Here is a 21849-nt window from a genome sequence, read left to right on the forward strand (position 1 = left end):
TTTAGGGGGGACCCTGTTGAAGTATTCAGTCATTATACCGGTATACAATGTAGAGAATTATCTGTCTCGTTGTATCGATAGTCTACTTGCTCAAAATTATGTGGATTTGGAAATTTTGTTGATTGATAATGGCTCCAAAGATCAAAGTGGTCAAATCTGTGAGGATTATGCGGCTCAGTTTTCAAATATTATAGCCTATCATATTCCAAATAAGGGGGTCGGTTCAGCCCGTAATTTTGGCTTATCCAAAGCGAAAGGCGAGTTCATTTGTTTTGTGGATGCGGATGACTATCTTGTGGGAAATCTATTTTCAGATGTGGAAAGTCAATTAGATTCACAATTAGACTTATTGGTGTTTAGTTACTATAATTCGATTGAAAAGAACTTATCAGAAATAGATCGATCTGCAAAAATACTTCCTACTGAAGGAAAAAAAGATAAGAGTGATTTTATTGCGCTTTTTCAAGAATTATGGTTAACAGACATGATGTATACTGTTTGGAATAAAATTTACCGTAAAGAATTTCTGGAGGAACATCAAATTGTTTTTGGATCCTATGAATTGGGAGAAGATGTTCGTTTCAATTTGAATGTTTATCAGCATGTCAATGCAGTTCTCTTGGTGAAATCTTGTTATTATGTCTATATTTCAGGAAGAATAGATTCTGCGATGGGACAGTATAATCCTAATAGGATGAACTATCAATTGGAAGAACTAGGAAAAGTTGATCAGTTGATGACAAACTGGAATATCCATGATGAACACTTTATAGATCAAATAAAGGCGCGTATCCTGATGAGTAATATTCAGAACATATCAAAGCAAAAGATGTCTCTTTCTAAAAAACGACACTATGTTGAGGTCTTGTGTAGAAATCAAGAGATGATTGCCTTGTTAAAAAAAGCTACTTCTCCACTCCACCCTCTAGTTAGACGGTTATTACATTTCAGAATGTATCTGACAGTAATTTTTTTAAAAAAACTGCAAACCTTGATAAAATAGGGAAATTCGCTATTTAGTTGTGAAAGGTTTTTATAGATACCAGTAATAAGACTATATGATCATGATTGAAAGGTTTGGATGACTGTTGTGATGAACAATCGTTTTATCTCAGAAAAAATTTATTTATTTACCTTGTTTATATGGGTTGTTGTCGCTTCGTTAGTCACAACCACTTATTTTGTTCGATTAGATGGTTTTCTATCGCTTTATCGTTTACTCCTTTACTTTACAATTATTATGCTGTTGATAAAGGAGTTGATGAACTTTCCGAAAACGCTATATTACTTTAGATTTCATTGGCAACAATTATTAATAGTAACAGCATTTTTTATTGCAATGTTTATAGTTGCAAAAAATCGCGATGGCTTGTTAGATATAAATGTGTTGCTTCTTGTTTTTTCCGCTAGAGATATTGATTTTAGGAAATTATTAGGAACGTTTTCTTTAGCGACTTTCCTAGTACTTGCTTTGACAGTTTATGCCAGTCAAAAAGGCATTATTGCCAATATGTTTATGAATGCAGATGGTGGCTACCGTTTTAGTCTAGGATTTAACTATGTATCATTTGCATCACAGAGACTGTTCTTTGCCTTGTGTACTTATCTAATGTTTCGGGGTAAAAGAATTTCTTACCTTGAATTGTTAGCCTTATTCTCGGCTACGGTTTATATGTACAAACAAACTTCGACATCTAGTCCATTTTACTTAAGTATTTTGATACTAACCTATGCTTTGTTGAGTATTAAAATCTTTAAAAAAGAGTTTATCGTGGGAAATTTCTGGTCAAAGGCACTTGCGAAGTACGGTTTTATTGTAGCTTTAGCGATTATCTTGTATTTTTGTTTTTATTCATCTGGGAATTTATTTCACTTAGTCGATCAATTTACGCATAATCGCTTGCGTCTTAGTGTGGATGGTTTCCGAAATTTTGGAGTATCTTGGTTAGGGCAACCAATTTCCTTTACAACTCTTGATATGTTTGGAAATTTCACTAGTAATTATAATTTCATAGATAGCTCGTTTGTGCAGTTGTTGGTTATTGATGGTTTAATCGTCAGTGCCTTCATGTTATTTGCTCTTACTAAAGTTATGAAATATTTCACATCCATTCGAAAAGATATCGTACTAGCCTGTTTAGGGATTATGATTATCCATGGAATGTTTGATCCTCAGATGTTGGTTCTCCGCTACTCTCCATTAATTTTGTTTATTAGCCGATTATTTATTATGAATCCAGATAATAACATTGAATAAAATGAGTTAAGTCCAGTTAAAAAGAAAGATTAAGACTAGTTACATCCTTATGAAAGTGCTAAAAAATTACGCCTATAATCTCTCCTACCAGTTACTGGTGATTATCTTGCCGATTATCACCACTCCTTATGTAACACGGGTTTTTAGTTCAAATGACTTAGGGACTTATGGCTATTTCAACTCTATTGTCACCTACTTCATCCTTTTGGCGACCCTAGGAGTGGCCAATTATGGAACCAAGGAGATTTCAGGCCACCGAAAAGACATCCAAAAGAATTTCTGGGGGATTTATACCCTCCAGTTGGGGGCTACGATTTTATCCCTTGCCCTCTATGTTCTTTTGTGTGTAACCCTATCTTCCATGCAAAATCCTGTGGCCTATATCTTAGGTCTTAGCTTAGTATCAAAGGGACTCGACATCTCCTGGCTCTTTCAGGGGTTGGAAGATTTTCGCAAGATTACGATTCGGAATATCACGGTCAAACTGGTTGGAGTCATCTCCATCTTCTTGTTTGTTAAGTCTGCTAATGATCTTTATCTCTATGTATTCTTACTAACGATTTTTGAGCTGTTAGGTCAACTCAGTATGTGGTTGCCCGCCCGTGAATTTATTGGGAAAGCACGTTTTGATTTGGCTTATGCACGGGTGCATTTAAAACCGGTCATTCTGCTCTTTTTACCGCAGATTGCCATTTCCCTCTATGTCACTTTGGACCGGACCATGTTGGGAGCTCTCGCCTCTACAAAGGATGTGGGGATCTATGACCAGGCCTTAAAACTTGTCAATATTTTGCTGACTCTTGTGACATCTTTAGGAAGTGTGATGCTTCCGCGCGTGGCGAATCTCTTGGCTTCAGGAGATCGCAAGGCTGTCAATAAAATGCACCAAATGTCCTTTTTGATCTATAATTTGGTCATTTTCCCAATTATTGCGGGTATGCTGATTGTCAACGATGACTTTGTTAGATTCTTCTTAGGGAAGGATTTCCAAGATGCTCGCTATGCCATCGCTATCATGATCTTTCGTATGTTCTTCATCGGATGGACCAATATTATGGGGATTCAAATTCTCATCCCGCATGATAAGAACAAAGAATTTATGCTGTCCACCACGATTCCTGCTATCGTCAGTGTCGGGTTGAACCTGCTCTTCTTACCGCACTTTGGTTTTATTGGCGCAGCTATTGTATCAGTTCTGACAGAGTCACTGGTATGGTTCATTCAATTGTACTATACCCGTCATTACCTTAAGGAAGTTCCGATTATTGGGTCTATGACAAAAATTATTTTCGCATCTGCTCTGATGTATGGCCTGTTGCTACTTGTAAAACCATTCCTACATTTCACCCCTACCCTGAATGTACTTGTGTATGCGGTGCTTGGTGGGATCACTTATCTGATCGCTATCCTATCTCTGAAAGTGGTAGATGTGAAAGAATTAAAACAGATAATAGGAAAAAATTAGAAATGAAGAAAATACGGAATATTGACATAGACTTTATTAAAGTTATTGCTTGTATTGGAGTTGTTTTACTTCATACTACAATGCCGGGATTTAAGGAAACAAGAATATGGGATTATTCATCCTATTTATATTATTTAGGGACTTATTCAATTCCTTTGTTTTTTATGGTAAATGGTTATTTATTGTTGGGGAAAAGTGAAATAAAATACTCTTATATACTGGAAAAGGTAAAATGGATTTTAATAACAGTGTGCTCATGGAACCTTATCATTTGGCTTTTAAAACGAGATTTTACAGCTAATCCAGTTAAAAAGATTGCAGCTTCTTTAATACAAAAAGGTTATTTCTTCCAATTTTGGTTTTTTGGATCACTGATATTAATTTATTTGTGCTTACCAATTTTGAAAAAAATTTTACATTCAAAAAGAAGTTATCTATACATTCTATCTTTATTAGTCGTTATTGGTTTGATTTTTGAATTGGTAAATTTTTTGCTTCAAATGCCGGTGCAAACTTATGTTATTCAAACGTTTAGATTATGGACTTGGTTCTTTTACTATATTTTAGGTGGCTTTGTAGCGCAATTCGATATAGATAATTTAAAATATATATTTAAGGGATGGATGAAAGTCGTTAGCATGCTTTTGTTATTGATTTCACCAATGATATTATTTTTCATGGCAAAAACTATTTATCATAATCTTTTTGCTGAATATTTTTATGATAATCTTTTGGTAAAAGTCATTAGCTTAGGCTTATTTCTTACATTATTAACGCTAACTATTGACTCTAATAAATATAAAATCATCTACTTTTTATCGATCCAAACGATGGGAGTATTTATAATACATACCTATGTTATGAAAATATGGCAAAAGTTTATAGGGTTTAACATAGTGGGGGCGTACTTATTTTTCCCTGTTTTTACATTACTTATTAGTTTTATAATTATTATGATATTAATGAAAATCCCTTATATCAATAGAATAGTTAAGTTATAAAAAGGAGTTTATGATGTACGATTATCTGATCGTTGGTGCAGGTTTGTCGGGGGCAATCTTCGCACACGAAGCAACAAAACGTGGTAAAAAAGTAAAAGTCATTGATAAACGAGATCACATCGGTGGAAATATCTACTGTGAAGAGGTTGAGGGGATCAATGTTCACAAGTATGGTGCCCACATTTTCCATACGTCCAACAAAAAAGTTTGGGACTATGTTAACCAGTTCGCTGAGTTTAACAACTATATTAACTCACCAGTAGCTAACTACAAGGGGAGCCTTTACAATCTTCCTTTTAACATGAATACCTTCTACGCAATGTGGGGAACTAAGACTCCTCAAGAAGTCAAGGACAAGATTGCCCAGCAAACAGCTGACATGAAAGATGTTGAGCCTAAAAACTTGGAAGAACAAGCTATCAAGTTGATTGGTCCAGATATCTATGAAAAGTTGATCAAAGGATACACGGAAAAACAATGGGGACGTTCTGCAACAGACCTTCCACCATTTATCATTAAACGTCTTCCAGTTCGCTTGACCTTCGATAATAACTACTTTAACGACCGTTACCAAGGGATTCCAATTGGTGGTTACAACGTCATCATTGAAAACATGCTGGGCGATGTAGAAGTCGAACTTGGGGTTGATTTCTTTGCCAATCGTGAAGAACTGGAAGCATCAGCTGAAAAAGTAGTCTTTACAGGAATGATTGACCAGTACTTTGACTACAAACATGGGGAGTTGGAGTACCGTAGCCTGAGTTTTGAACATGAAATCTTGGATGAGGAAAATTATCAGGGTAATGCTGTAGTCAACTACACAGAGCGTGAGATTCCTTATACTCGGATTATCGAGCATAAGCACTTCGAGTATGGAACCCAACCAAAGACGGTCATCACTCGCGAATACCCAGCTGATTGGAAACGTGGAGATGAGCCCTACTACCCTATCAATGATGACAAAAACAATGCCATGTTTGCTAAGTACCAAGAAGAAGCTGAGGAAAATGACAAGGTCATCTTTTGTGGACGTCTAGCAGACTATAAATACTACGACATGCACGTGGTTATTGAGCGTGCTTTGGAAGTCGTCGAGAAAGAATTTACTAAATGACACAAGAAAAAATTGATATCGTAGTTCTTTGGGTCGACGGAAGTGATCCTGAGTTTATCCGTGAGAAACAAGCTGTGACTGGTCAAGTGGCAGATTTGGACCAAGAAATCGACGGAGAGCAGCGTTATCGTGATTACGGGATTTTTAATTACTGGTTTCGAATGATTGAAAATCATGCTCCTTGGGTAAATCGTGTTTACTTAGTCACCAATGGCCAAAAACCGGAATGGTTGAATTTGGAGCATCCAAAACTCAAGTTGATCACTCATAAGGAATTTATCCCTAAAGAGTATCTACCTACCTATAATTCAGCGGCTATTGAACTCAACCTCCATCGGATTGAGGGCTTGTCGGAAAACTATATCTATTTCAATGATGATATGTACTTAATCAGAGACAGTCAGCCTTCGGATTTTTATAAGAATGGACAACCCAAGCTTTTAGCTGTATATGATGCTTTGGTTCCTTGGTCACCTTTTACGAATACTTATCACAATAATGTTGAGTTAATCTATCGCCATTTTCCTAATAAAAAGGCTTTAAAATTTTCGCCTTGGAAATTCTTTAATTTCCGTTATGGATCCTTGGTTTTGAAAAACTTGTTACTCTTGCCATGGGGGCCAACAGGTTATGTAAATCAGCATTTACCTGTTCCTATGAAAAAGAGTACCTTGGTACATTTATGGGAAATTGAAGCAGAAACGTTAGATAAAATATCACGAAATAAAATTAGAGACTATGGAGTGGATGTTAATCAATACATCTGTCAGCATTGGCAAATTGAAAGCAATCAGTTTTATCCTATGTCAAAGAATTTTGGAGAGTCGATAGATATAAATCAAGTTGATAGGTTAGAGAGTATTTTTAAAGATAAACATAAAAAACTACTTTGTGTGAATGACGATGTTGACTTTAAAGAGGAGAATATCATTCGTTTTCAGGAAATCTTGAAAGAGCGCTATCCTGAAAAATCAGCTTTTGAAAAATGAGAGATAAGAGATGAAATACTATTTAAAAGAAGAGTTTTTACACGATAACAATGTTAAAAATGCGGGTAATAAGGCACGGAATGATGTTGAAGAAATTGTAAAGAGAGAAGGGTATCAGCCCTTGGTTCTTTCAGTTGATAATTGGTACGAGATGAGTACACTTAAAGCACAGATTCATAAATCTAAGGCTTTTAGTCAGGCTTTGGATCAATTAAAGCAAGGTGATGAGTTATTGATCCAGTTTCCCATGCTTCACCATAGCTTTTTCTCAACGCATCATGTAAAGAAAGTTCAGAAAAGGGGTGTAAAAGTTCATTTTATTATCCATGATTTAGAAGCTCTTCGTTACGTTAAAGTTGATAATATCCTTTTGAAGCATAAGATTCGAGTTCAAATTCAAGAATCAGGTCTTCTTGGCGCAGCTGATGGGATCATCGCCCACAATCCAATAATGAAATCTGTTTTGGTGGATAAAGGCGTTGAGGCAGATAAGATTGTTAGCCTTGGCATTTTCGACTATTTGATTCCAAATTTCCAAGAGAAGACGGGTCTTACTAAGAATCAGCCAATTATTGTGGCTGGTAATTTGGCTCAGGAAAAAGCTGGTTATCTTTACTCTCTTCCTGAAGAACCTGCTTATAACCTTTATGGTGTTGGCTTCGACGAGAGCAGAGCTCTTGCGAATGAGACTTACTTTGGGTCCTTCTTACCTGACGAGCTACCAGCAGCTCTTGAAGGTGGCTTTGGTCTTGTCTGGGACGGGGATAGTGCGGAGACCTGTAGTGGTGTCTTTGGTGAATATCTTCGCTACAACAACTCGCACAAGGCTTCGCTTTATTTAGCAGCAGGCTTCCCTGTAGTTGTTTGGGAAGAGTCAGCACTGGCTCATTTTGTGATAGATAAACAGTGTGGTCTAGCTGTTTCTTCTCTTTCTGATTTAAAAGAAAATTTAGATACCTTGTCAGAAGAGCAATACAAAGAAATGTTAGAAAATGCTAAACAAATTGGTAGTAAACTTCGGCAAGGGCAATATTTGAGGACTGCACTATCAAAATTGAAGTGAGATTGTTATTATGAAGGGATAAACTTACGACAAAAATTTTAGATACAGGTGTGCGAGACTATATTCATGTGTTAGATTTAGCAAAAGGTCATGTTTTAGCTGTGAAGCATAATTTAGAACATAAGGGAACAGCTGTTTTCAACCTTGGAACTGGGACTGGCTATAGCGTTTTGGATATGGTTAAGGCTTTTGAATGTGAAAATGGAGTCAAGATTCCTTATGTAATCAAGGAACGTCGTCCTAAAATATTAGCTACTTCTAAATTTCAACATAGTAAAGTATTTAATCGTAAATGATTAGCAAAAAGGTTGTTCCCCCAACTCCCAAATGTCAAAAATATTCCCTGAAATGTCATTTTCTAGTGACCTACTCTACCTTTTGGCTCTTAAATGAGACAAGTTAAGATTCTTGTCCCAAAACTTCGCCTTTTTGCGATAAACTAGTGTTAAAGCAAAAAGATTGGAGTTATGATGGAAATTCAAGAAATTTATAATCAATTCAGAGATTACTATGGGGATCTTGAGGCTGAGTATGCTCATTGTCAAAAGGCTAGCACGGAGTGGGAAAGCCTGCATCTGCGCTATCTGATTTACTATCTGATGCGCTATGATATCGGGGAGATGAAGTTCTTTAATGCCTATCATTATCGGGCAGCTTACCGCTGGTATTTGCAGTCCTTGATGCCGAGCTCGGCCTGATATTTAGAGAGTGGGACAGAAATCGGTAATTCGTTAGAATTCGATTTCGTCGTCCCGCCTCCGCACAGTTGAGTAGGGCTGTAAAAGCTGATGAAATCAGCGTAGTAGAGCCCACTCAACCACTGCGTCTTGCTCGACAATCCAAAGACAATTGAGAGGCTAGGACTTTTGTCCCAGACTCTTTTTTATTCCCTTGGGAGGATAATTTATGATAAAATATAAGTAATACGGAGGTTGGCAAAATGGAGAAAAGATCTGGAACCAAGCGACAAGTAGTATTAAGCAACCGTGCCTTTATCCTTGCCCTGCTGGGAGCGGTATTTGTATCAGCGGCAGCTATTTTATTCTTCCAAAGCATCATGGGGCTGCCTAAGGGAAGCGGTAGGAATGTTTCTAAAGATGCTCCCAAATCTTCCTCGGTTGCAGGAAAGAAGGCTGATTCGAAAACGGTACGGATTATGGCTAATGGCGATCTTTTGTATCATGATGGGCTTTATATGAGTGCCCAAAAGGCTGATGGTAGCTATGATTTCTCGGAAAATTTCACCTATGTCAAGGGCTGGCTTCATCAAGGTGACTTGGTCTTGGGGGATTTTGAAGGAACCATTCGCTCAGACTATCCTTTGGGAGGCTATCCGCTTTTCAACGCTCCGGAGGCTGTTGTGCTCGCTATCAAAGATGCTGGCTATCAAGTGGTGGATCTGGCCCATAATCACATCCTAGACTCAGGGCTTGAGGGAGTCTTTACGACTGCCAAAGCCTTTGAAGATCACGGAATTAGCCCAGTCGGTATCTATACTCACAAAAACAGGGATAAAGCGCCCATTCTGATCAAAGAAGTAAAAGGTATCAAGATTGCGATTCTGGCTTACTCCTATGGCTTTAATGGCTTGGAGTCCAATCTCAGTCAGAAGGAGATGGATCATCACCTATCGACCTTTGATGAGGAGAAGATGAAAGCGGAGATTGAGCAGGCAGAGAAAGAAGCGGACATTACAGTAGTCATGCCGCAGACGGGGATCGAATACCAGCTGGAGCCAAATGAGGAGCAGGTGGTGCTCTATCATAAGATGGTGGACTGGGGAGCGGACATCATTTTTGGTGGGCATCCGCACGTAGTGCAGCCTTCAGAAATCCTTGAAAAAGATGGTCAGAAGAAGCTGATTATCTACTCCATGGGAAATTTTATCTCTAACCAGCGGATTGAAACCATGGCTGGTGTAGATACGGCTGAGTGGACCGAGCGTGGCGTCTTGATGGATGTGACCATTGAAAAGACGGATAAGGGGACCATTATCAAAACAGCTCAGGCGCATCCAAGCTGGGTTAGCCGTGTGGAAAAGGGAACTTATTCGCCAGAGGGTTACCCGCTTTACACTTATCAAACCCTTATCTTAGAAGATTTCATCGAGGGTGGAAAGTATCACAATCAGCTGGATCAGGCGACCAAAGATCGGATTGATACGGCCTATAAGGAAATGAAAGAGCATGTGCATCTGAATTGGAAATAAGCACAGAAAAGGACACTCCCTTTTGTTTCTTTGCTTTTCTTTGATGAAAAACGAACTATTATAGAGCCGACGAGCAAAATAGTTTCATTATCAAAGAATTTTATATATAATATAGGATACAAAAGGGGACAGGTATGTACAGCGTAATAGAAATGTATGGCGATTATGAGCCCTGGTGGTTTTTAGACGGTTGGGAGGACGATATCATTGAGAAAAGGTATTTCGATGATTATTATACCGCCCTCAAATACTATAAGAACCGCTGGCTAGAGATGTCTGAGGCGTCGCCACTTTATAAAAGCCGCAGTGATCTTATGACGATTTTCTGGGATCCGGCCGATCAACGTTGGTGTGAGGAGTGCAATGAAGAGATTCAGCAATACCACTCCCTGCTTTTGTTAGAAAATGAAGGCAAGATCCCCAAGAGTAAGTATCGTCCAGGCTACCGCAAGCAAAATGCTACTGAAAAACACCGCATTTGCAAAATTAAAGTGCGGGCTAGGTAGGTTAGAAATCAAAGAATGGAGAAAATTTCTTCATTCTTTTTTTATTTTTTCTCATTTTGTGCGAATAGTAAGGTGAGGAGGACTTATGGTTCAAAAAATTGCAAAGGAAATGATTCAATTGGCCAGGCAGGAAGCAGCTCAAGATGTCTATCTGATTCCCAAGAGCACCTGCTATGAGCTTTATATGCGGGTGGGTGATGAGCGGCGCTTTATTCAGACCTATGACTTTGACTTATTATCGTCAGTCATCAGCCATTTTAAGTTTGTCTCAGGCATGAATGTCGGGGAGAAGAGGCGCAGCCAGCTAGGCTCCTGCGATTATGATTGTGGAGATGTGACGGTCTCGCTTCGTCTATCAACTGTCGGCGATTACCGTGGCTATGAGAGCTTGGTGATTCGGCTCTTACACGATGAGGAGCGTGAGCTGCGTTTCTGGTTTGACAATCTGCCTGATCTTCGTAAAAAAGTCAATTCTCGTGGCCTTTATCTCTTTTCAGGACCAGTTGGCAGTGGAAAGACGACGCTGATGCACCAGCTGGCTCAGATGAGATTTGGGCAGCAACAGGTCATGTCTATCGAAGACCCTGTGGAAATCAAGCAGGAAAACATGCTCCAGCTTCAGCTGAATGAAACTATCGGGATGACCTATGACAGCCTCATCAAGCTGTCTCTGCGCCACCGACCAGATCTCTTGATTATCGGGGAAATCCGCGACCAAGAAACGGCTCGTGCGGTGGTAAGGGCTAGTTTGACAGGGGCCACGGTCTTTTCAACCATCCATGCTAAGAGCATTCGCGGAGTGTATGAGCGGCTGCTAGAGCTGGGTGTCAGTGAAGACGAGCTGCGCATGGTATTACAGGGCGTCTGTTACCAGCGCTTAATCGGGGGAGGAGGTGTGATCGACTTTGTCAACCAAGACTATCAAAAGCATGAAGCCAGTCTCTGGAACCAGCAGATTGACCAGCTTTTTGCAGATGGACATATCACAGCTGATCAAAGGCAGGCGGAAAAAATTATCTACGCCTAAGCAAAAGAAAATTATCGAGCTGTTCCGCAATCTATTCACCAGCGGTTTCCATCTTGCGGAGATTGTTGATTTCCTACGGCGGAGTGCCCTTTTAGAGGAGGCCTATGTCGCGGAAATGCGTTCGGGTTTGGCTGCTGGCCAGTCATTTTCCCAGATTATGAAGCGTTTAGGATTTTCAGATAATGTGGTCACCCAGCTATCTTTGTCAGAGTTGCATGGAAACCTAAATCTTAGTTTGGGTAAAATCGAGGATTATCTGGAAAATCTATCCAAGGTTCGTAAGAAATTGATTGAGGTGGGGACTTATCCCCTGATGCTGCTTGGGTTTTTGGTACTGATTATGCTGGGCTTGCGTAATTATCTCTTGCCCCAGTTGGACAGTCAAAATATGGCTACTCAGTTCATTCATTATTTACCGCAAATCTTTTTGGGAGGCGTTCTGGTGATTTGCTTGCTGATTTGCGGTGGTTGGTTCTATTATCGCAAGAGCTCTAAGATGAGATTTTTCAGCCGTTTGGCTAAGTTTCCTTTTGTTGGCACCTTAGTGCGGGCCTATCTGACGGCCTACTATGCGCGTGAATGGGGAAATATGATTGGGCAAGGATTGGAATTGAGCCAGATCTTTCTCATCATGCAGGACCAGCCTTCTCAGCTCTTTCAGGAGCTGGGACGAGACTTGGAGGCGGCCCTAGGTGCAGGTCAAGGCTATGCCGAGAAGGTCGGCACCTATCCCTTCTTTAAGAAAGAGCTGGCCTTAATCATCGAATATGGCGAGGTCAAGTCCAAGTTGGGTGACGAATTGGAATTGTATGCCGAAAAGACTTGGGAAGAGTTTTTCCTGAGAATCAATCGTGCCATGAATTTGATTCAGCCTCTCGTCTTTGTCTTTGTCGCCCTTGTTATCGTTTTACTTTATGCAGCCATGTTGCTGCCAATTTATCAGAATATGGAGATTCAATTATGAAAAAATTAAAAGCTTTGAAGGTTAAAGCCTTTACTTTGGTGGAAATGTTAGTCGTTCTTTTAATCATCAGCGTCTTGATGCTCTTGTTTGTCCCAAATTTGACCAAGCAGAAGGATGCTGTTTCAGATACGGGCAACGCAGCTGTAGTCAAGGTCGTGGAAAGTCAGGCTGAGCTTTATGAATTGAAGAATGTAAATGAAAAAGCCACCCTAGGGAAATTAGTTGCCGATGGTCGGATTACCGAGAAGCAGGTGGCATCCTATAAGGCTTACTATGGAAAAAACAGCAGTGAAACTCGCTCAGTTGCGGATTAAGGCTTTTACGCTGCTGGAAAGTCTCCTGGCTTTATTTGTAGTCAGTTTCATTTTATTAGGTCTATCTGGCTCTGTTCAGGCTGGTTTCAATCAGGTGCAGGAGCAGCTGTTTTTCATGGAATTTGAGCATCTTTATCAGGAGAGCCAAAAGCTAAGTATGGCTGGACATGAAAAGATCAAATTGACCATTTCGGAGCGCAACATCTCCAATGGCTACCAGCAGGTGGAGTTTCCCAAGACTTTGCAGGAACATGCTCCTCAGACTATTCAGTTTGACCAGGCTGGCGGGAATTCTTCGCTCAGCAAGATTGTTTTTCAAACGGAGGATAAAAAGGTTGTTTACCAGCTTTATATGGGTAATGGAAAATTTAAAAAGACGACGAATGAAGGCTAGCATTTTGCTGGAGGCCTTGGTGGCAATGGCGGTTTTTGCGGCTATTGCCAGCCTCCTGCTTGGCCAGATTAGTCAGTCGCGGCAGGAACAGACTCGCTTATTGCAGGAGGAGGAAGTCCTACGGGTTACTCGGATGGCTATGCAGACGGGGCAGGAAAATCTGACGGTCAACGGCATTACAGTCCGCCAGATCAAGACCGACCAGCAATTAACAGTCTATCACCAAGAGGAGAAGGTGCTCAGTGTTAAAAAACGTTAAAATCAAAGCTTTTACACTTTTAGAGACTCTAGTCGCCCTGCTAGTCTTGAGCGGTGGTATGTTGGTTTTTCAGTCGATGACCAAGCTTCTGGCTTTTGAACTGCGACATCAACAGGAAAATAAGCAGCAGGAATGGCTCTTATTTGTCGATCAGTTGGAGACAGAGCTATCGCGCAGCCAATTTGATCGAGTCGAAAACGACAAAATCTATGTCAAACAGGATGGCAAACATATAGCTTTGGGCAAATCTCGGAGTGATGATTTTCGCAAGACGGATGCTTCGGGACGTGGCTATCAACCCATGATCTATGGACTTAAAGCTGCTCCGGTCAGTCAGGAGGGGGACCTTGTTCGCTTTCGCTTCCGGTTTGAAAATAATTTAGAAAGAGAGTATATCTATCGTGTTCAAGATAAAAGTTAAGGCAGGCATCTTGCTTTATGCCCTCTTTATGGCAGCAGTCTTTAGCTTGCTCTTGCAATTTTATCTGAATCGGCAGGTGGCCAATCAGCGTCTCTTTCAAGCCAATCGGGAGCGGGCAGAAGCCTATGCCTTGGCTGTTTTGACCAAGGAGACTGCCACAGAGGAGAACGGGCAGTTAGCCTTTGACAAAGGGAGCACCCATTATCGCAGGCAGGGAAATATGCTGGAAGTCAGCAGCCAACTCGCCAATCAGAAGAGTTATTCTTTCTATTTTGAGAGCAAAAAGGAGCCAGAGAAGAAGGACAAAGAAGCTAAAGACTCCAAAGATACTAGAAAAAGTAAAGCGCCCTCTCCTTCAACTGACAAGAAAAGCTACTAATATAAATGTAAAAGATTTGTAATCCGATAGCCCTTGGAAAGAGGGCTTCTTTTTGGTATCATAAGACAACGGAGGATGCCATGAAATTTGAAAAAATAGAACGAGCTTTTCACCTGCTTTTAGAAAATGTGCAAAATATCCAAAATGCGCTGGGAACTAATTTCTATGATGCCTTGATTGAGCAGAATGGGATTTATCTGGACGGAGATACAGAATTACAAGAAATTCTGAAAAATAATGAGAAACTCCGTGCCCTGCATTTGACCAAGGAAGAGTGGCGTCGGGCTTATCAGTTTATTTTTATGAAGGCTTCTCAGACAGAGCCGCTACAAGCCAATCATCAGTTCACACCTGATTCGGTCGGCTTCTTGCTGAGTTTTTTGATCGACCAGTTGGCCCAAGACGAGAGAGTTGATTTGCTGGAGATCGGCAGTGGAACAGGCAATTTGGCGGAGACTCTGCTTAACCACACACAAAAAAACATGGATTATCTGGGTCTAGAAATTGACGATTTGCTGATTGATTTGTCTGCCAGCATTGCCGAAGTTATGAATTCTAAGGCACACTTTGCTCAAGGAGATGCGGTGCGACCTCAGGTTCTGAAAGAAAGCGACTTGATTGTCAGTGATTTGCCAGTGGGCTATTATCCAGATGATGCCGTGGCGGCTCGTTATGAGGTTGCCAGTCCAGACGAGCATACTTACGCCCATCATCTTTTGATGGAACAATCGTTAAAATATTTAAAACCGGGGGGCTATGCTATCTTTCTCGCCCCAAATAATCTGCTGACAAGCCCACAAAGTCACCTGCTGAAAAAATGGCTACTGTCTAGCGCTCAGCTCTTGGCAATGATTTCCCTGCCAGAAAAGATTTTCGCGAGCCGGCAGAATGCTAAGACGATATTTGTCTTGAGAAAACAAGGCGAATCAGACATCCAGCCGTTTATCTACCCTTTGCAGGACTTGCAAAGTCAGGATGAAATCTTAAAGTTTCGTGAAAGTTTTCAAAACTGGGTCAAAGTTAGTGAAATTCGAACAAATTTCTGATATAATAGTTTGAAAACGCTTAAAGAGGTGACGAGATGTCAAAAACTATTTCTATCAATGCTGGAAGTTCGAGTGTAAAATGGCAACTTTATTCAATGCCAGAAGAAAAGGTGCTAGCTAAAGGTTTGATTGAGCGGATTGGTCTCAAGGACTCAATCTCTACTGTTAAATTTGATGGTCGTTCTGAACGCCAAACCTTAGATATTGCTGACCATACTCAAGCTGTGAAAATTTTATTGGATGATTTGAAACGATTTGAAATTATTCAATCTTACGATGAAATTACAGGTGTTGGGCACCGTGTCGTAGCTGGAGGCGAGTATTTCAAAGAATCAGCTCTTGTGACTGACGATGTGCTGGAAAAGATTGAAGAGTTGTCTCTACTAGCTCCTTTACACAATCCTGCTAATGCGGAAGGTATCCGTGCTTTCAAGCAACTTCTTCCAGACATCACTAGTGTGGCTGTTTTTGATACATCTTTCCACACAACTATGCCAGAAAAAGCTTATCGCTACCCATTGCCAACTAAGTACTACACTGAGAATAAGGTTCGTAAATACGGAGCACATGGAACCAGCCATGAGTATGTAGCCCACGAAGCTGCAAAACTTTTGGGTAAACCGATTGAAGAATTGAAACTCATCACTTGCCACATCGGAAACGGTGCTTCTATCACAGCAGTTGATAAGGGGCGTTCGGTGGATACTTCTATGGGCTTCACGCCTCTTGGTGGGGTTATGATGGGAACACGTACGGGTGACATCGATCCAGCGATTATTCCATACTTGATGCAGCATACAGATGACTTTAACACGCCAGAAGATATCAGTCGAATTTTGAATCGTGAATCTGGACTGTTGGGCGTTTCTGAGAAATCAAGTGATATGCGCGATATTCACGAAGCTATGCGTGCGGGTGATGAAAAGGCACGATTGGCAAATGAAATTTTTGTGGATCGCATTCAAAAATACATTGGTCAGTATTTAGCTGTTTTAAATGGAGCAGATGCCATTATCTTTACAGCTGGTATCGGTGAAAACTCTGTGACCATCCGTAGCATGGTTATCGAAGGGATCTCTTGGTTTGGTTGCGATGTCGATCCAGAGAAGAATTTCTTTGGTGCAACAGGAGATATTTCAACAGAAGCTGCTAAAGTCAGAGTTCTGGTTATCCCGACAGATGAAGAGTTAGTCATTGCGCGTGATGTAGAACGTTTTAAAAATCAATAATCAAAAGGCTCAGCCTAGCTGAGCTTTTTCTTGTGACTTTGTGATTATTCTTTGGTCAGATAGGATGATTCAAAGCGGGTCGGGGCTTGTAGCAGTAAGAACTAATAGTCAAGTATGGACTGGAAATCAATTTGACACAAGGTAGATGATCTATAAAGAACGGGTAGATACTTGTTTGTATCTGGCGTGCTAAGTTGCTAATTAGAGGAGAAGAAAAAGACGATGTCCGGTAGGGAATCGTCTTTGAAGATACTTATATTTTTGGGTAAAAAATCTGACTCTTCTAGAGGCTGCAGCTAGTTGAGTGTCTGGAGTGCTAGACTTGGAGACTCGGCAATCAGGCAAGCTATCGATTTCTAGCCTTGCTTCTGTGCCGTTTGATTTCTGCTTCAAAACTCTTTGACGGTGCTTCCACATTGATGGTTTCTAGGGTAAATGGATGAGTCAATGTTAGGCGGTGGGCATGGAGCATGAGGCGACCTTGGGGTTGAGGATGGTAGAGGGGGTCACCGACGATGGGATGGCCGTGATGGGCGAGATGGACGCGGATTTGGTGAGTCCGTCCGGTTTTCAACTGACATTTGACCAGAGTCGTCTTTCCGAAGTCCTTGAGTCGGGTCACATGAGTTTCAGCGTAGAGTCCTTTTTTCGGATCAACGAGACGTTTCCGTCGGTCATGGCGGTCACGTCCAATTTTATCTTTGTAGACGATAGTCTTGCTGGGGAATTTCCCTTGGGCAAGGGCCCAATATTCGCGGGCGATTTCTTTGTTTTCCAAGAGGCGGTTGAGAATGGGGAGGACAAAAGGATTTTTGGCAAACAGGATAGCACCACTGGTTTCTTTGTCCAGACGGTGAACGACATAGCAGGTCTGGCCGACATAGCTTGACACATGATTGAGCAGAGCGACTTCCGTCGGCTCGTTGGCATGGCTTTTCATGCCCTTAGGCTTATTGACGATGATGAGATGCTCGTCTTGATAGAGCTCTTCGACCAGACTAGGCTGACCAGCAGGGAGTTCTTTTTCTAGATAGTCCTCTTTGTCAAAGGTCAGTTGAATGCTGTCGCCAGGCTTGACCAAGTTCTGCCAGTGGGTGGATTCTCCGTTGACTAAGACGTGTTTATTGGTTCGGAGAAAGTAACGAATCTTGCGAGGAATCAGCAACTGGTCTTCTAGTAATTCTTTGACGGTCATTGAAGGTAGACTTGCGGGGATGGTAATGGTAAATTTCATATTTTCATTGTAGCAAAAACTAGCCCATTTGGAAATGCTTAGCTGGAAAATGGAAAGTAGCTCTGCTATTTCCTTAAAGAAAGCTAAAAGAAAGAGAAAGCAGCGGGCTCGCGCCTTGTGTCTGCATGGATAAGGTGATAAAATATGTTTTATGAAGAAATTAAATGAGATATTTGAAAAATTAGTTAATCTGTTTAAAACGGATCATCCTCAGAAAAAAGTTGCTGAGGAGTTGGAAGGTGAGACACCTGAGCCTAGCTATAGCCGGTCTGGTAAGAATCGGAAGAAGCCCCTGTCTCAACATCCCTTCCGTCGCTTTTGGCGCAGGTTTCATCTGACCAAGATATTCTTGATTCTCGGCTTGACCTTTGGTCTAGTGGTTGGTGGCTATCTTTTTTATGTAGCCAAGACGACTAATGTCAAAGATTTGCAGAATGCTCTGAAAGCCACGACTTTGATCTATGATAAGGATGGAAACGAGGCGGGCAGCTTGTCTGGGCAAAAGGGAACCTATGTCGAATTAGACGCGATTAGTCAGGACTTACAGAACGCTGTTATTGCGACAGAAGACCGTTCTTTTTATAAGAATGGCGGGATTAACTACAGTCGCTTCTTTCTGGCCATTTTGACTGCGGGGCGCTCTGGTGGTGGTTCGACCATCACGCAGCAGCTGGCCAAGAATGCCTATCTCTCTCAGGATCAGACCATTGAGCGTAAGGCTAAGGAATTTTTCCTAGCTTTAGAAATTAACAAAAAATACAGCAAGCAGGAAATCCTGACCATGTACCTCAATAATTCTTATTTTGGAAATGGGGTTTGGGGCGTGGAAGATGCCAGCAAGAAATACTTTGGTGTATCTGCTAGCCAGCTCAGTCTGGATCAATCAGCGGTTCTAGCCGGCATGCTCAAAGGACCAGAGCTATATAATCCCCTGTATTCGATTGAGAATGCGACCAACCGTCGTGACACCGTTCTTCAAAATATGGTGGCGGCAGGTTACATTGATCAGGCAACGGCGGATCAGGCTGCGACGGTTGGCATTGGAGGCCAGCTAGTCGATGCCTATGAGGGCAAGTCGGAAGACTACCGCTATCCATCCTATTTTGATGCGGTTATCAATGAAGCGGTCAACCATTACGGCCTGACAGAGGAAGAAATCGTCAACAATGGTTATCGGATTTACACCGAATTGGACCAAAATTATCAAGCCAGCATGCAGGTTATTTATAGCAATGTTGATCTCTTCCCGCAAGCTGAAGACGGAACGAGGGCTGAGTCAGGAAGCGTAGCACTGGATCCTAAGACAGGTGGCGTTCGGGCTCTGGTCGGCCGTGTCAACAGCGCTGAGGGTTCTGCCTTTCGGACTTTTAACTATGCAACCCAGTCTGCTCGAAGTCCAGGCTCGACCATCAAGCCTTTGGTAGCCTACAGCCCAGCTATAGCAGCCGGCTGGTCAACGGATAAGGAGTTAGACAATAGTCGGACAGTTTTTGGCGATTATACGGTCAATAACTATGGCAATATCCAAACTTCACCGACGGTTCCGATGTATCAAGCCTTGGCTGAATCTCTCAATATCCCAGCGGTTTCAACAGTTGATGAGTTAGGCGTGAGCAAGGCATTTGAATACGGCAAAAAATTTGGGCTTAATATGGACAAGGTGGAACAAAATCTAGGCGTGGCTCTGGGAAGCGGCGTGACGACCAATCCACTCCAGATGGCTCAAGCCTACTCAGTCTTTGCGAATGATGGGGTTATGAATGACGCCCATCTCATCACCAAGATAGAAAATGCCAGCGGTCAAGTTGTCAAAACCCATCGGCAGACTTCAACCCGCGTCCTTAACCGTTCGACCACAGAAAAGATGACTAGCATGATGCTGGGAACTTTCTCAAACGGAACGGGAATCTATGCAGCTCCTTATGGCTATACCATGGCTGGAAAGACAGGAACGACAGAGACTGACTTTAACCCTGACTTGTCAGGAGATCAGTGGGTCATCGGCTACACACCAGACCTAGTTATCAGCCAGTGGCTGGGCTTCCCTAAGACGGATGAAACTCACTATCTGACTGGAACCAGTGCCAATGAAGCTTCGGCTATTTTCCGCAATGTGGCCAACAGTATCCTGCCTTATACGGAAGGAACGTCCTTCTCAGGTCAGAAAAATGCTTATGCTGAGAACGGCATTTCCCCAGTCGATACCTACGGTACTGGCGAAACGAATACGACTAGCGAAAATAAAGACTTCCTAAAAGAAGTCCAAGAAAGGGCGCAAAACCTGGTAGATGATGCTAAGAAGGCTATCGATGAGTCTGGTATTACTGAAAAAGCCAAAAATCTCTGGGACACCGTCACCGGCTGGTTCCAATAATCTGCTAAACAGCTTGTCAAAGAAGCAGAAAACTGCTATAATAAGAGGAATGGAGGCGTCATGGCATTAAAAAAAGCGAGTCTAGCGTGTACAGTTTGTGGGTCGCGAAACTACTCAATCAAACTCAGTAGCACTCCAAAACCTACGCGTCTAGAAGTAAATAAATATTGTAAACACTGCAGTAAATATACTCTGCATAAAGAAACCAGATAGGAGACAGTTGTGAGATTCATTAAAGATGTTTTTGGATTATTGAGAGATACAACTTGGCCTACCCGTAAAGAAAGATGGACTGATTTCCTTTCCGTAATGGAATACACAGCATTCTTTGTTGTGCTAATCTACATTTTTGATAAGGTAGTTGCTAGCGGTCTCTTCCGCATAATCAACATGTTTTCATAAGAAAGATGAGGCTGGGACAAAAGTCCTAGCCTCTCAATTGTCTTTGGATTGTCGAGCAATACGCAGTGGTTGAGTGGGCTCTACTAGGCTGATTTCATCAGCTTTTACAGCCCTACTCAACTGTGCGGAGGTGAGACGACGAAATCGAATTCTAACGAATTACCGATTTCTGTCCCCCTCTCATTTGTCTGCAAAATATTTATCAAAATGCTTTGTAATTTTAGATTTTATGGTATAATAAGGCTAGATATCAAGCAGAAGCCCTAGGCTTTTTTATTTAGGAAAGGACAAAACATGGACAGTTTTGATAAAGGCTGGTTTGTACTGCAAACCTACTCAGGCTATGAAAATAAGGTAAAGGAAAATCTCTTGCAGCGCGCTCAGACCTATAATATGCTAGAAAATATCCTGCGCGTGGAAATTCCGACTCAGACCGTGCAAGTAGAGAAAAACGGTAAGAGCAAGGAAGTCGAAGAGAACCGCTTCCCAGGTTATGTATTGGTTGAGATGGTCATGACGGACGAAGCTTGGTTTGTCGTGCGGAATACACCAAACGTAACTGGATTTGTAGGTTCACACGGAAATCGTTCGAAACCAACTCCGCTCTTGGAGGAAGAAATCCGCAGCATTCTGATTTCTATGGGACAAACGGTTCAAGAGTTTGACTTGGATGTCAAAGTGGGCGATACAGTTCGCATCATTGACGGTGCCTTTGCTAACTACACTGGCAAAATCACGGAAATTGACAATAATAAAGTCAAGATGATTATCTCTATGTTTGGAAATGACACGGTTGCCGAAGTCAACCTCAGCCAAATTGCTGAATTATAATTTTGTAATGCACTAAAAGGAGCCGGAAAGCATTTTCCGCTCTTTTTTGTTAGTAGCGCTGAGGTTTTAGATAAAAGCTGGTCATTCTGCTATCATTGCAATTCATTAAACTTGAGCAGTGACGTAAAAAATAAACAAAAAAAGCCTGATTTTTCAAGCTTTTGGTTAGTATAAAGTCGGCTTTGAACCGATAAAAAAGGCGGTAGACGGATTTGAACCGACGATCAAGCTTTTGCAGAGCCGTGCCTTACCACTTGGCTATACCGCCACAACTCTTACTATTCTACCTTAAAACGGCCTGTTCGTCAAGAGCCTGATCCGACTTAAGTGAGAATTTCTTGAAGGATGGCTAGCAGATGAGCTGAATCAAA

General features: G+C 41.5%; 24 protein-coding genes, 1 tRNA gene and 1 pseudogene. 24 read left to right on the forward strand and 2 right to left on the reverse strand.

The genetic code is table 11. The annotated features are described in order from the left end of the window. Positions 1-16: 16 nt before the first annotated feature. The 20 genes and pseudogenes from D8790_RS00520 to D8790_RS00620 all read left to right on the forward strand — a co-directional run bounded on the left by D8790_RS00520 (position 17) and on the right by D8790_RS00620 (position 16637). Complete coding sequence (locus tag D8790_RS00520) at positions 17-1003, forward strand: glycosyltransferase family 2 protein (protein WP_125387201.1); 987 nt, start codon at positions 17-19, stop codon at positions 1001-1003. A 78-nt stretch (positions 1004-1081) separates the two neighbouring features. Then, on the forward strand, positions 1082-2257 hold the full coding sequence (locus tag D8790_RS00525; protein ID WP_185761878.1) for a polymerase: 1176 nt from the start codon (positions 1082-1084) through the stop codon (positions 2255-2257). Between the two features lie 49 nt (positions 2258-2306). Further along, a complete protein-coding gene (locus D8790_RS00530; protein WP_125387202.1) occupies positions 2307-3722 on the forward strand; it encodes a flippase in 1416 nt (471 codons plus the stop codon). A gap of 2 nt (positions 3723-3724) precedes the next feature. Then, a complete protein-coding gene (locus tag D8790_RS00535) occupies positions 3725-4723 on the forward strand; it encodes an acyltransferase (protein ID WP_125387203.1) in 999 nt (332 codons plus the stop codon). Between the two features lie 13 nt (positions 4724-4736). Next, complete coding sequence (glf, locus tag D8790_RS00540; protein ID WP_125387558.1) at positions 4737-5837, forward strand: UDP-galactopyranose mutase; 1101 nt, start codon at positions 4737-4739, stop codon at positions 5835-5837. Next, on the forward strand, positions 5834-6826 hold the full coding sequence (locus D8790_RS00545) for a stealth family protein (RefSeq protein ID WP_125387204.1): 993 nt from the start codon (positions 5834-5836) through the stop codon (positions 6824-6826). Before glf ends, D8790_RS00545 begins: the two co-directional genes overlap by 4 nt. A 10-nt stretch (positions 6827-6836) precedes the next feature. Beyond that, positions 6837-7889, forward strand: coding sequence for a glycosyltransferase (locus tag D8790_RS00550; RefSeq protein ID WP_125387205.1), 1053 nt, complete (start codon positions 6837-6839; stop codon positions 7887-7889). A gap of 44 nt (positions 7890-7933) precedes the next feature. Beyond that, positions 7934-8167, forward strand: a pseudogene (locus tag D8790_RS00555) (UDP-glucose 4-epimerase); the annotation flags it as partial. A 189-nt stretch (positions 8168-8356) separates the two neighbouring features. Continuing rightward, positions 8357-8587: a sigma(X)-activator ComW gene (gene comW / locus D8790_RS00560; RefSeq protein ID WP_125387206.1), complete on the forward strand. Its 231-nt coding sequence runs from the start codon at positions 8357-8359 to the stop codon at positions 8585-8587. A gap of 242 nt (positions 8588-8829) precedes the next feature. Further along, positions 8830-10098 (forward strand): CapA family protein, encoded by a 1269-nt coding sequence (locus D8790_RS00570; protein WP_125387207.1) that lies wholly within the window; start codon positions 8830-8832, stop codon positions 10096-10098. Between the two features lie 134 nt (positions 10099-10232). Continuing rightward, the gene (locus tag D8790_RS00575) at positions 10233-10604 is read left to right on the forward strand and encodes a DUF1033 family protein (protein WP_125387208.1); all 372 of its coding nucleotides are present in this window, start codon (positions 10233-10235) and stop codon (positions 10602-10604) included. An 85-nt stretch (positions 10605-10689) separates the two neighbouring features. Next, positions 10690-11631, forward strand: a complete 942-nt coding sequence (comGA, locus tag D8790_RS00580; protein WP_125387209.1) for a competence type IV pilus ATPase ComGA — start codon at positions 10690-10692, stop codon at positions 11629-11631. Next, positions 11579-12595 (forward strand): competence type IV pilus assembly protein ComGB, encoded by a 1017-nt coding sequence (comGB, locus tag D8790_RS00585; RefSeq protein WP_125387559.1) that lies wholly within the window; start codon positions 11579-11581, stop codon positions 12593-12595. The genes comGA and comGB overlap by 53 nt, the downstream gene beginning before the upstream one ends. Next, the gene (gene comGC, locus D8790_RS00590) at positions 12592-12909 is read left to right on the forward strand and encodes a competence type IV pilus major pilin ComGC (RefSeq protein ID WP_125387210.1); all 318 of its coding nucleotides are present in this window, start codon (positions 12592-12594) and stop codon (positions 12907-12909) included. Before comGB ends, comGC begins: the two co-directional genes overlap by 4 nt. Further along, positions 12869-13303: a competence type IV pilus minor pilin ComGD gene (comGD, locus tag D8790_RS00595; RefSeq protein ID WP_125387211.1), complete on the forward strand. Its 435-nt coding sequence runs from the start codon at positions 12869-12871 to the stop codon at positions 13301-13303. Before comGC ends, comGD begins: the two co-directional genes overlap by 41 nt. Further along, positions 13269-13562 carry a competence type IV pilus minor pilin ComGE gene (comGE, locus tag D8790_RS00600; protein WP_185761879.1) on the forward strand — a complete coding sequence of 98 codons (294 nt, stop codon included), beginning with the start codon at positions 13269-13271 and terminating at the stop codon, positions 13560-13562. Before comGD ends, comGE begins: the two co-directional genes overlap by 35 nt. Further along, complete coding sequence (comGF, locus tag D8790_RS00605; RefSeq protein WP_005591538.1) at positions 13546-13983, forward strand: competence type IV pilus minor pilin ComGF; 438 nt, start codon at positions 13546-13548, stop codon at positions 13981-13983. The genes comGE and comGF overlap by 17 nt, the downstream gene beginning before the upstream one ends. Continuing rightward, the gene (comGG, locus tag D8790_RS00610) at positions 13964-14362 is read left to right on the forward strand and encodes a competence type IV pilus minor pilin ComGG (protein WP_125387213.1); all 399 of its coding nucleotides are present in this window, start codon (positions 13964-13966) and stop codon (positions 14360-14362) included. Before comGF ends, comGG begins: the two co-directional genes overlap by 20 nt. An 80-nt stretch (positions 14363-14442) precedes the next feature. Next, positions 14443-15408, forward strand: coding sequence for a class I SAM-dependent methyltransferase (locus D8790_RS00615; RefSeq protein WP_125387214.1), 966 nt, complete (start codon positions 14443-14445; stop codon positions 15406-15408). Positions 15409-15443: 35 nt separating this feature from the next. Then, complete coding sequence (locus D8790_RS00620; RefSeq protein ID WP_125387215.1) at positions 15444-16637, forward strand: acetate kinase; 1194 nt, start codon at positions 15444-15446, stop codon at positions 16635-16637. Positions 16638-16983: 346 nt separating this feature from the next. Here the strand turns inward: D8790_RS00620 and D8790_RS00625 are convergent, their stop codons facing one another. Beyond that, positions 16984-17871, reverse strand: a complete 888-nt coding sequence (locus tag D8790_RS00625; protein WP_125387216.1) for an RluA family pseudouridine synthase — start codon at positions 17869-17871, stop codon at positions 16984-16986. A gap of 151 nt (positions 17872-18022) precedes the next feature. Between D8790_RS00625 and pbp2a the strand changes: the two genes are divergently transcribed. The 4 genes from pbp2a to nusG all read left to right on the forward strand — a co-directional run bounded on the left by pbp2a (position 18023) and on the right by nusG (position 21478). Further along, complete coding sequence (gene pbp2a, locus D8790_RS00630) at positions 18023-20245, forward strand: penicillin-binding protein PBP2A (RefSeq protein ID WP_125387217.1); 2223 nt, start codon at positions 18023-18025, stop codon at positions 20243-20245. Positions 20246-20305: 60 nt separating this feature from the next. Beyond that, positions 20306-20458, forward strand: a complete 153-nt coding sequence (gene rpmG, locus D8790_RS00635) for a 50S ribosomal protein L33 (protein WP_015605910.1) — start codon at positions 20306-20308, stop codon at positions 20456-20458. Between the two features lie 9 nt (positions 20459-20467). Next, on the forward strand, positions 20468-20647 hold the full coding sequence (gene secE, locus D8790_RS00640) for a preprotein translocase subunit SecE (protein ID WP_015605909.1): 180 nt from the start codon (positions 20468-20470) through the stop codon (positions 20645-20647). A gap of 294 nt (positions 20648-20941) precedes the next feature. Next, positions 20942-21478, forward strand: a complete 537-nt coding sequence (gene nusG / locus D8790_RS00650; RefSeq protein WP_005591544.1) for a transcription termination/antitermination protein NusG — start codon at positions 20942-20944, stop codon at positions 21476-21478. Positions 21479-21675: 197 nt separating this feature from the next. Here nusG and D8790_RS00655 read toward each other — a convergent pair. Then, positions 21676-21746: transfer RNA gene (locus D8790_RS00655), tRNA-Cys, on the reverse strand. Positions 21747-21849 lie beyond the last annotated feature (103 nt).

Source organism: Streptococcus cristatus (assembly GCF_003943535.1).
Lineage (GTDB): Bacteria > Bacillota > Bacilli > Lactobacillales > Streptococcaceae > Streptococcus > Streptococcus cristatus_L.

Bases quoted from the DNA above. Each gene is read 5' to 3' on its own strand.
- comGE (WP_185761879.1), top strand. From the start codon at position 13,269: ATGGAAAATTTAAAAAGACGACGAATGAAGGCTAGCATTTTGCTGGAG.
- comGA (WP_125387209.1), top strand. From the start codon at position 10,690: ATGGTTCAAAAAATTGCAAAGGAAATGATTCAATTGGCCAGGCAGGAA.
- D8790_RS00615 (WP_125387214.1), top strand. From the start codon at position 14,443: ATGAAATTTGAAAAAATAGAACGAGCTTTTCACCTGCTTTTAGAAAAT.
- comGC (WP_125387210.1), top strand. From the start codon at position 12,592: ATGAAAAAATTAAAAGCTTTGAAGGTTAAAGCCTTTACTTTGGTGGAA.
- D8790_RS00575 (WP_125387208.1), top strand. From the start codon at position 10,233: ATGTACAGCGTAATAGAAATGTATGGCGATTATGAGCCCTGGTGGTTT.
- D8790_RS00530 (WP_125387202.1), top strand. From the start codon at position 2,307: ATGAAAGTGCTAAAAAATTACGCCTATAATCTCTCCTACCAGTTACTG.
- D8790_RS00535 (WP_125387203.1), top strand. From the start codon at position 3,725: ATGAAGAAAATACGGAATATTGACATAGACTTTATTAAAGTTATTGCT.
- comGB (WP_125387559.1), top strand. From the start codon at position 11,579: ATGGACATATCACAGCTGATCAAAGGCAGGCGGAAAAAATTATCTACG.
- comGD (WP_125387211.1), top strand. From the start codon at position 12,869: ATGGAAAAAACAGCAGTGAAACTCGCTCAGTTGCGGATTAAGGCTTTT.
- D8790_RS00525 (WP_185761878.1), top strand. From the start codon at position 1,082: ATGACTGTTGTGATGAACAATCGTTTTATCTCAGAAAAAATTTATTTA.
- comW (WP_125387206.1), top strand. From the start codon at position 8,357: ATGATGGAAATTCAAGAAATTTATAATCAATTCAGAGATTACTATGGG.
- D8790_RS00570 (WP_125387207.1), top strand. From the start codon at position 8,830: ATGGAGAAAAGATCTGGAACCAAGCGACAAGTAGTATTAAGCAACCGT.
- pbp2a (WP_125387217.1), top strand. From the start codon at position 18,023: ATGAAGAAATTAAATGAGATATTTGAAAAATTAGTTAATCTGTTTAAA.
- D8790_RS00620 (WP_125387215.1), top strand. From the start codon at position 15,444: ATGTCAAAAACTATTTCTATCAATGCTGGAAGTTCGAGTGTAAAATGG.
- D8790_RS00625 (WP_125387216.1), bottom strand. From the start codon at position 17,871: ATGAAATTTACCATTACCATCCCCGCAAGTCTACCTTCAATGACCGTC.
- D8790_RS00550 (WP_125387205.1), top strand. From the start codon at position 6,837: ATGAAATACTATTTAAAAGAAGAGTTTTTACACGATAACAATGTTAAA.
- glf (WP_125387558.1), top strand. From the start codon at position 4,737: ATGTACGATTATCTGATCGTTGGTGCAGGTTTGTCGGGGGCAATCTTC.
- rpmG (WP_015605910.1), top strand. From the start codon at position 20,306: ATGGCATTAAAAAAAGCGAGTCTAGCGTGTACAGTTTGTGGGTCGCGA.
- nusG (WP_005591544.1), top strand. From the start codon at position 20,942: ATGGACAGTTTTGATAAAGGCTGGTTTGTACTGCAAACCTACTCAGGC.
- D8790_RS00545 (WP_125387204.1), top strand. From the start codon at position 5,834: ATGACACAAGAAAAAATTGATATCGTAGTTCTTTGGGTCGACGGAAGT.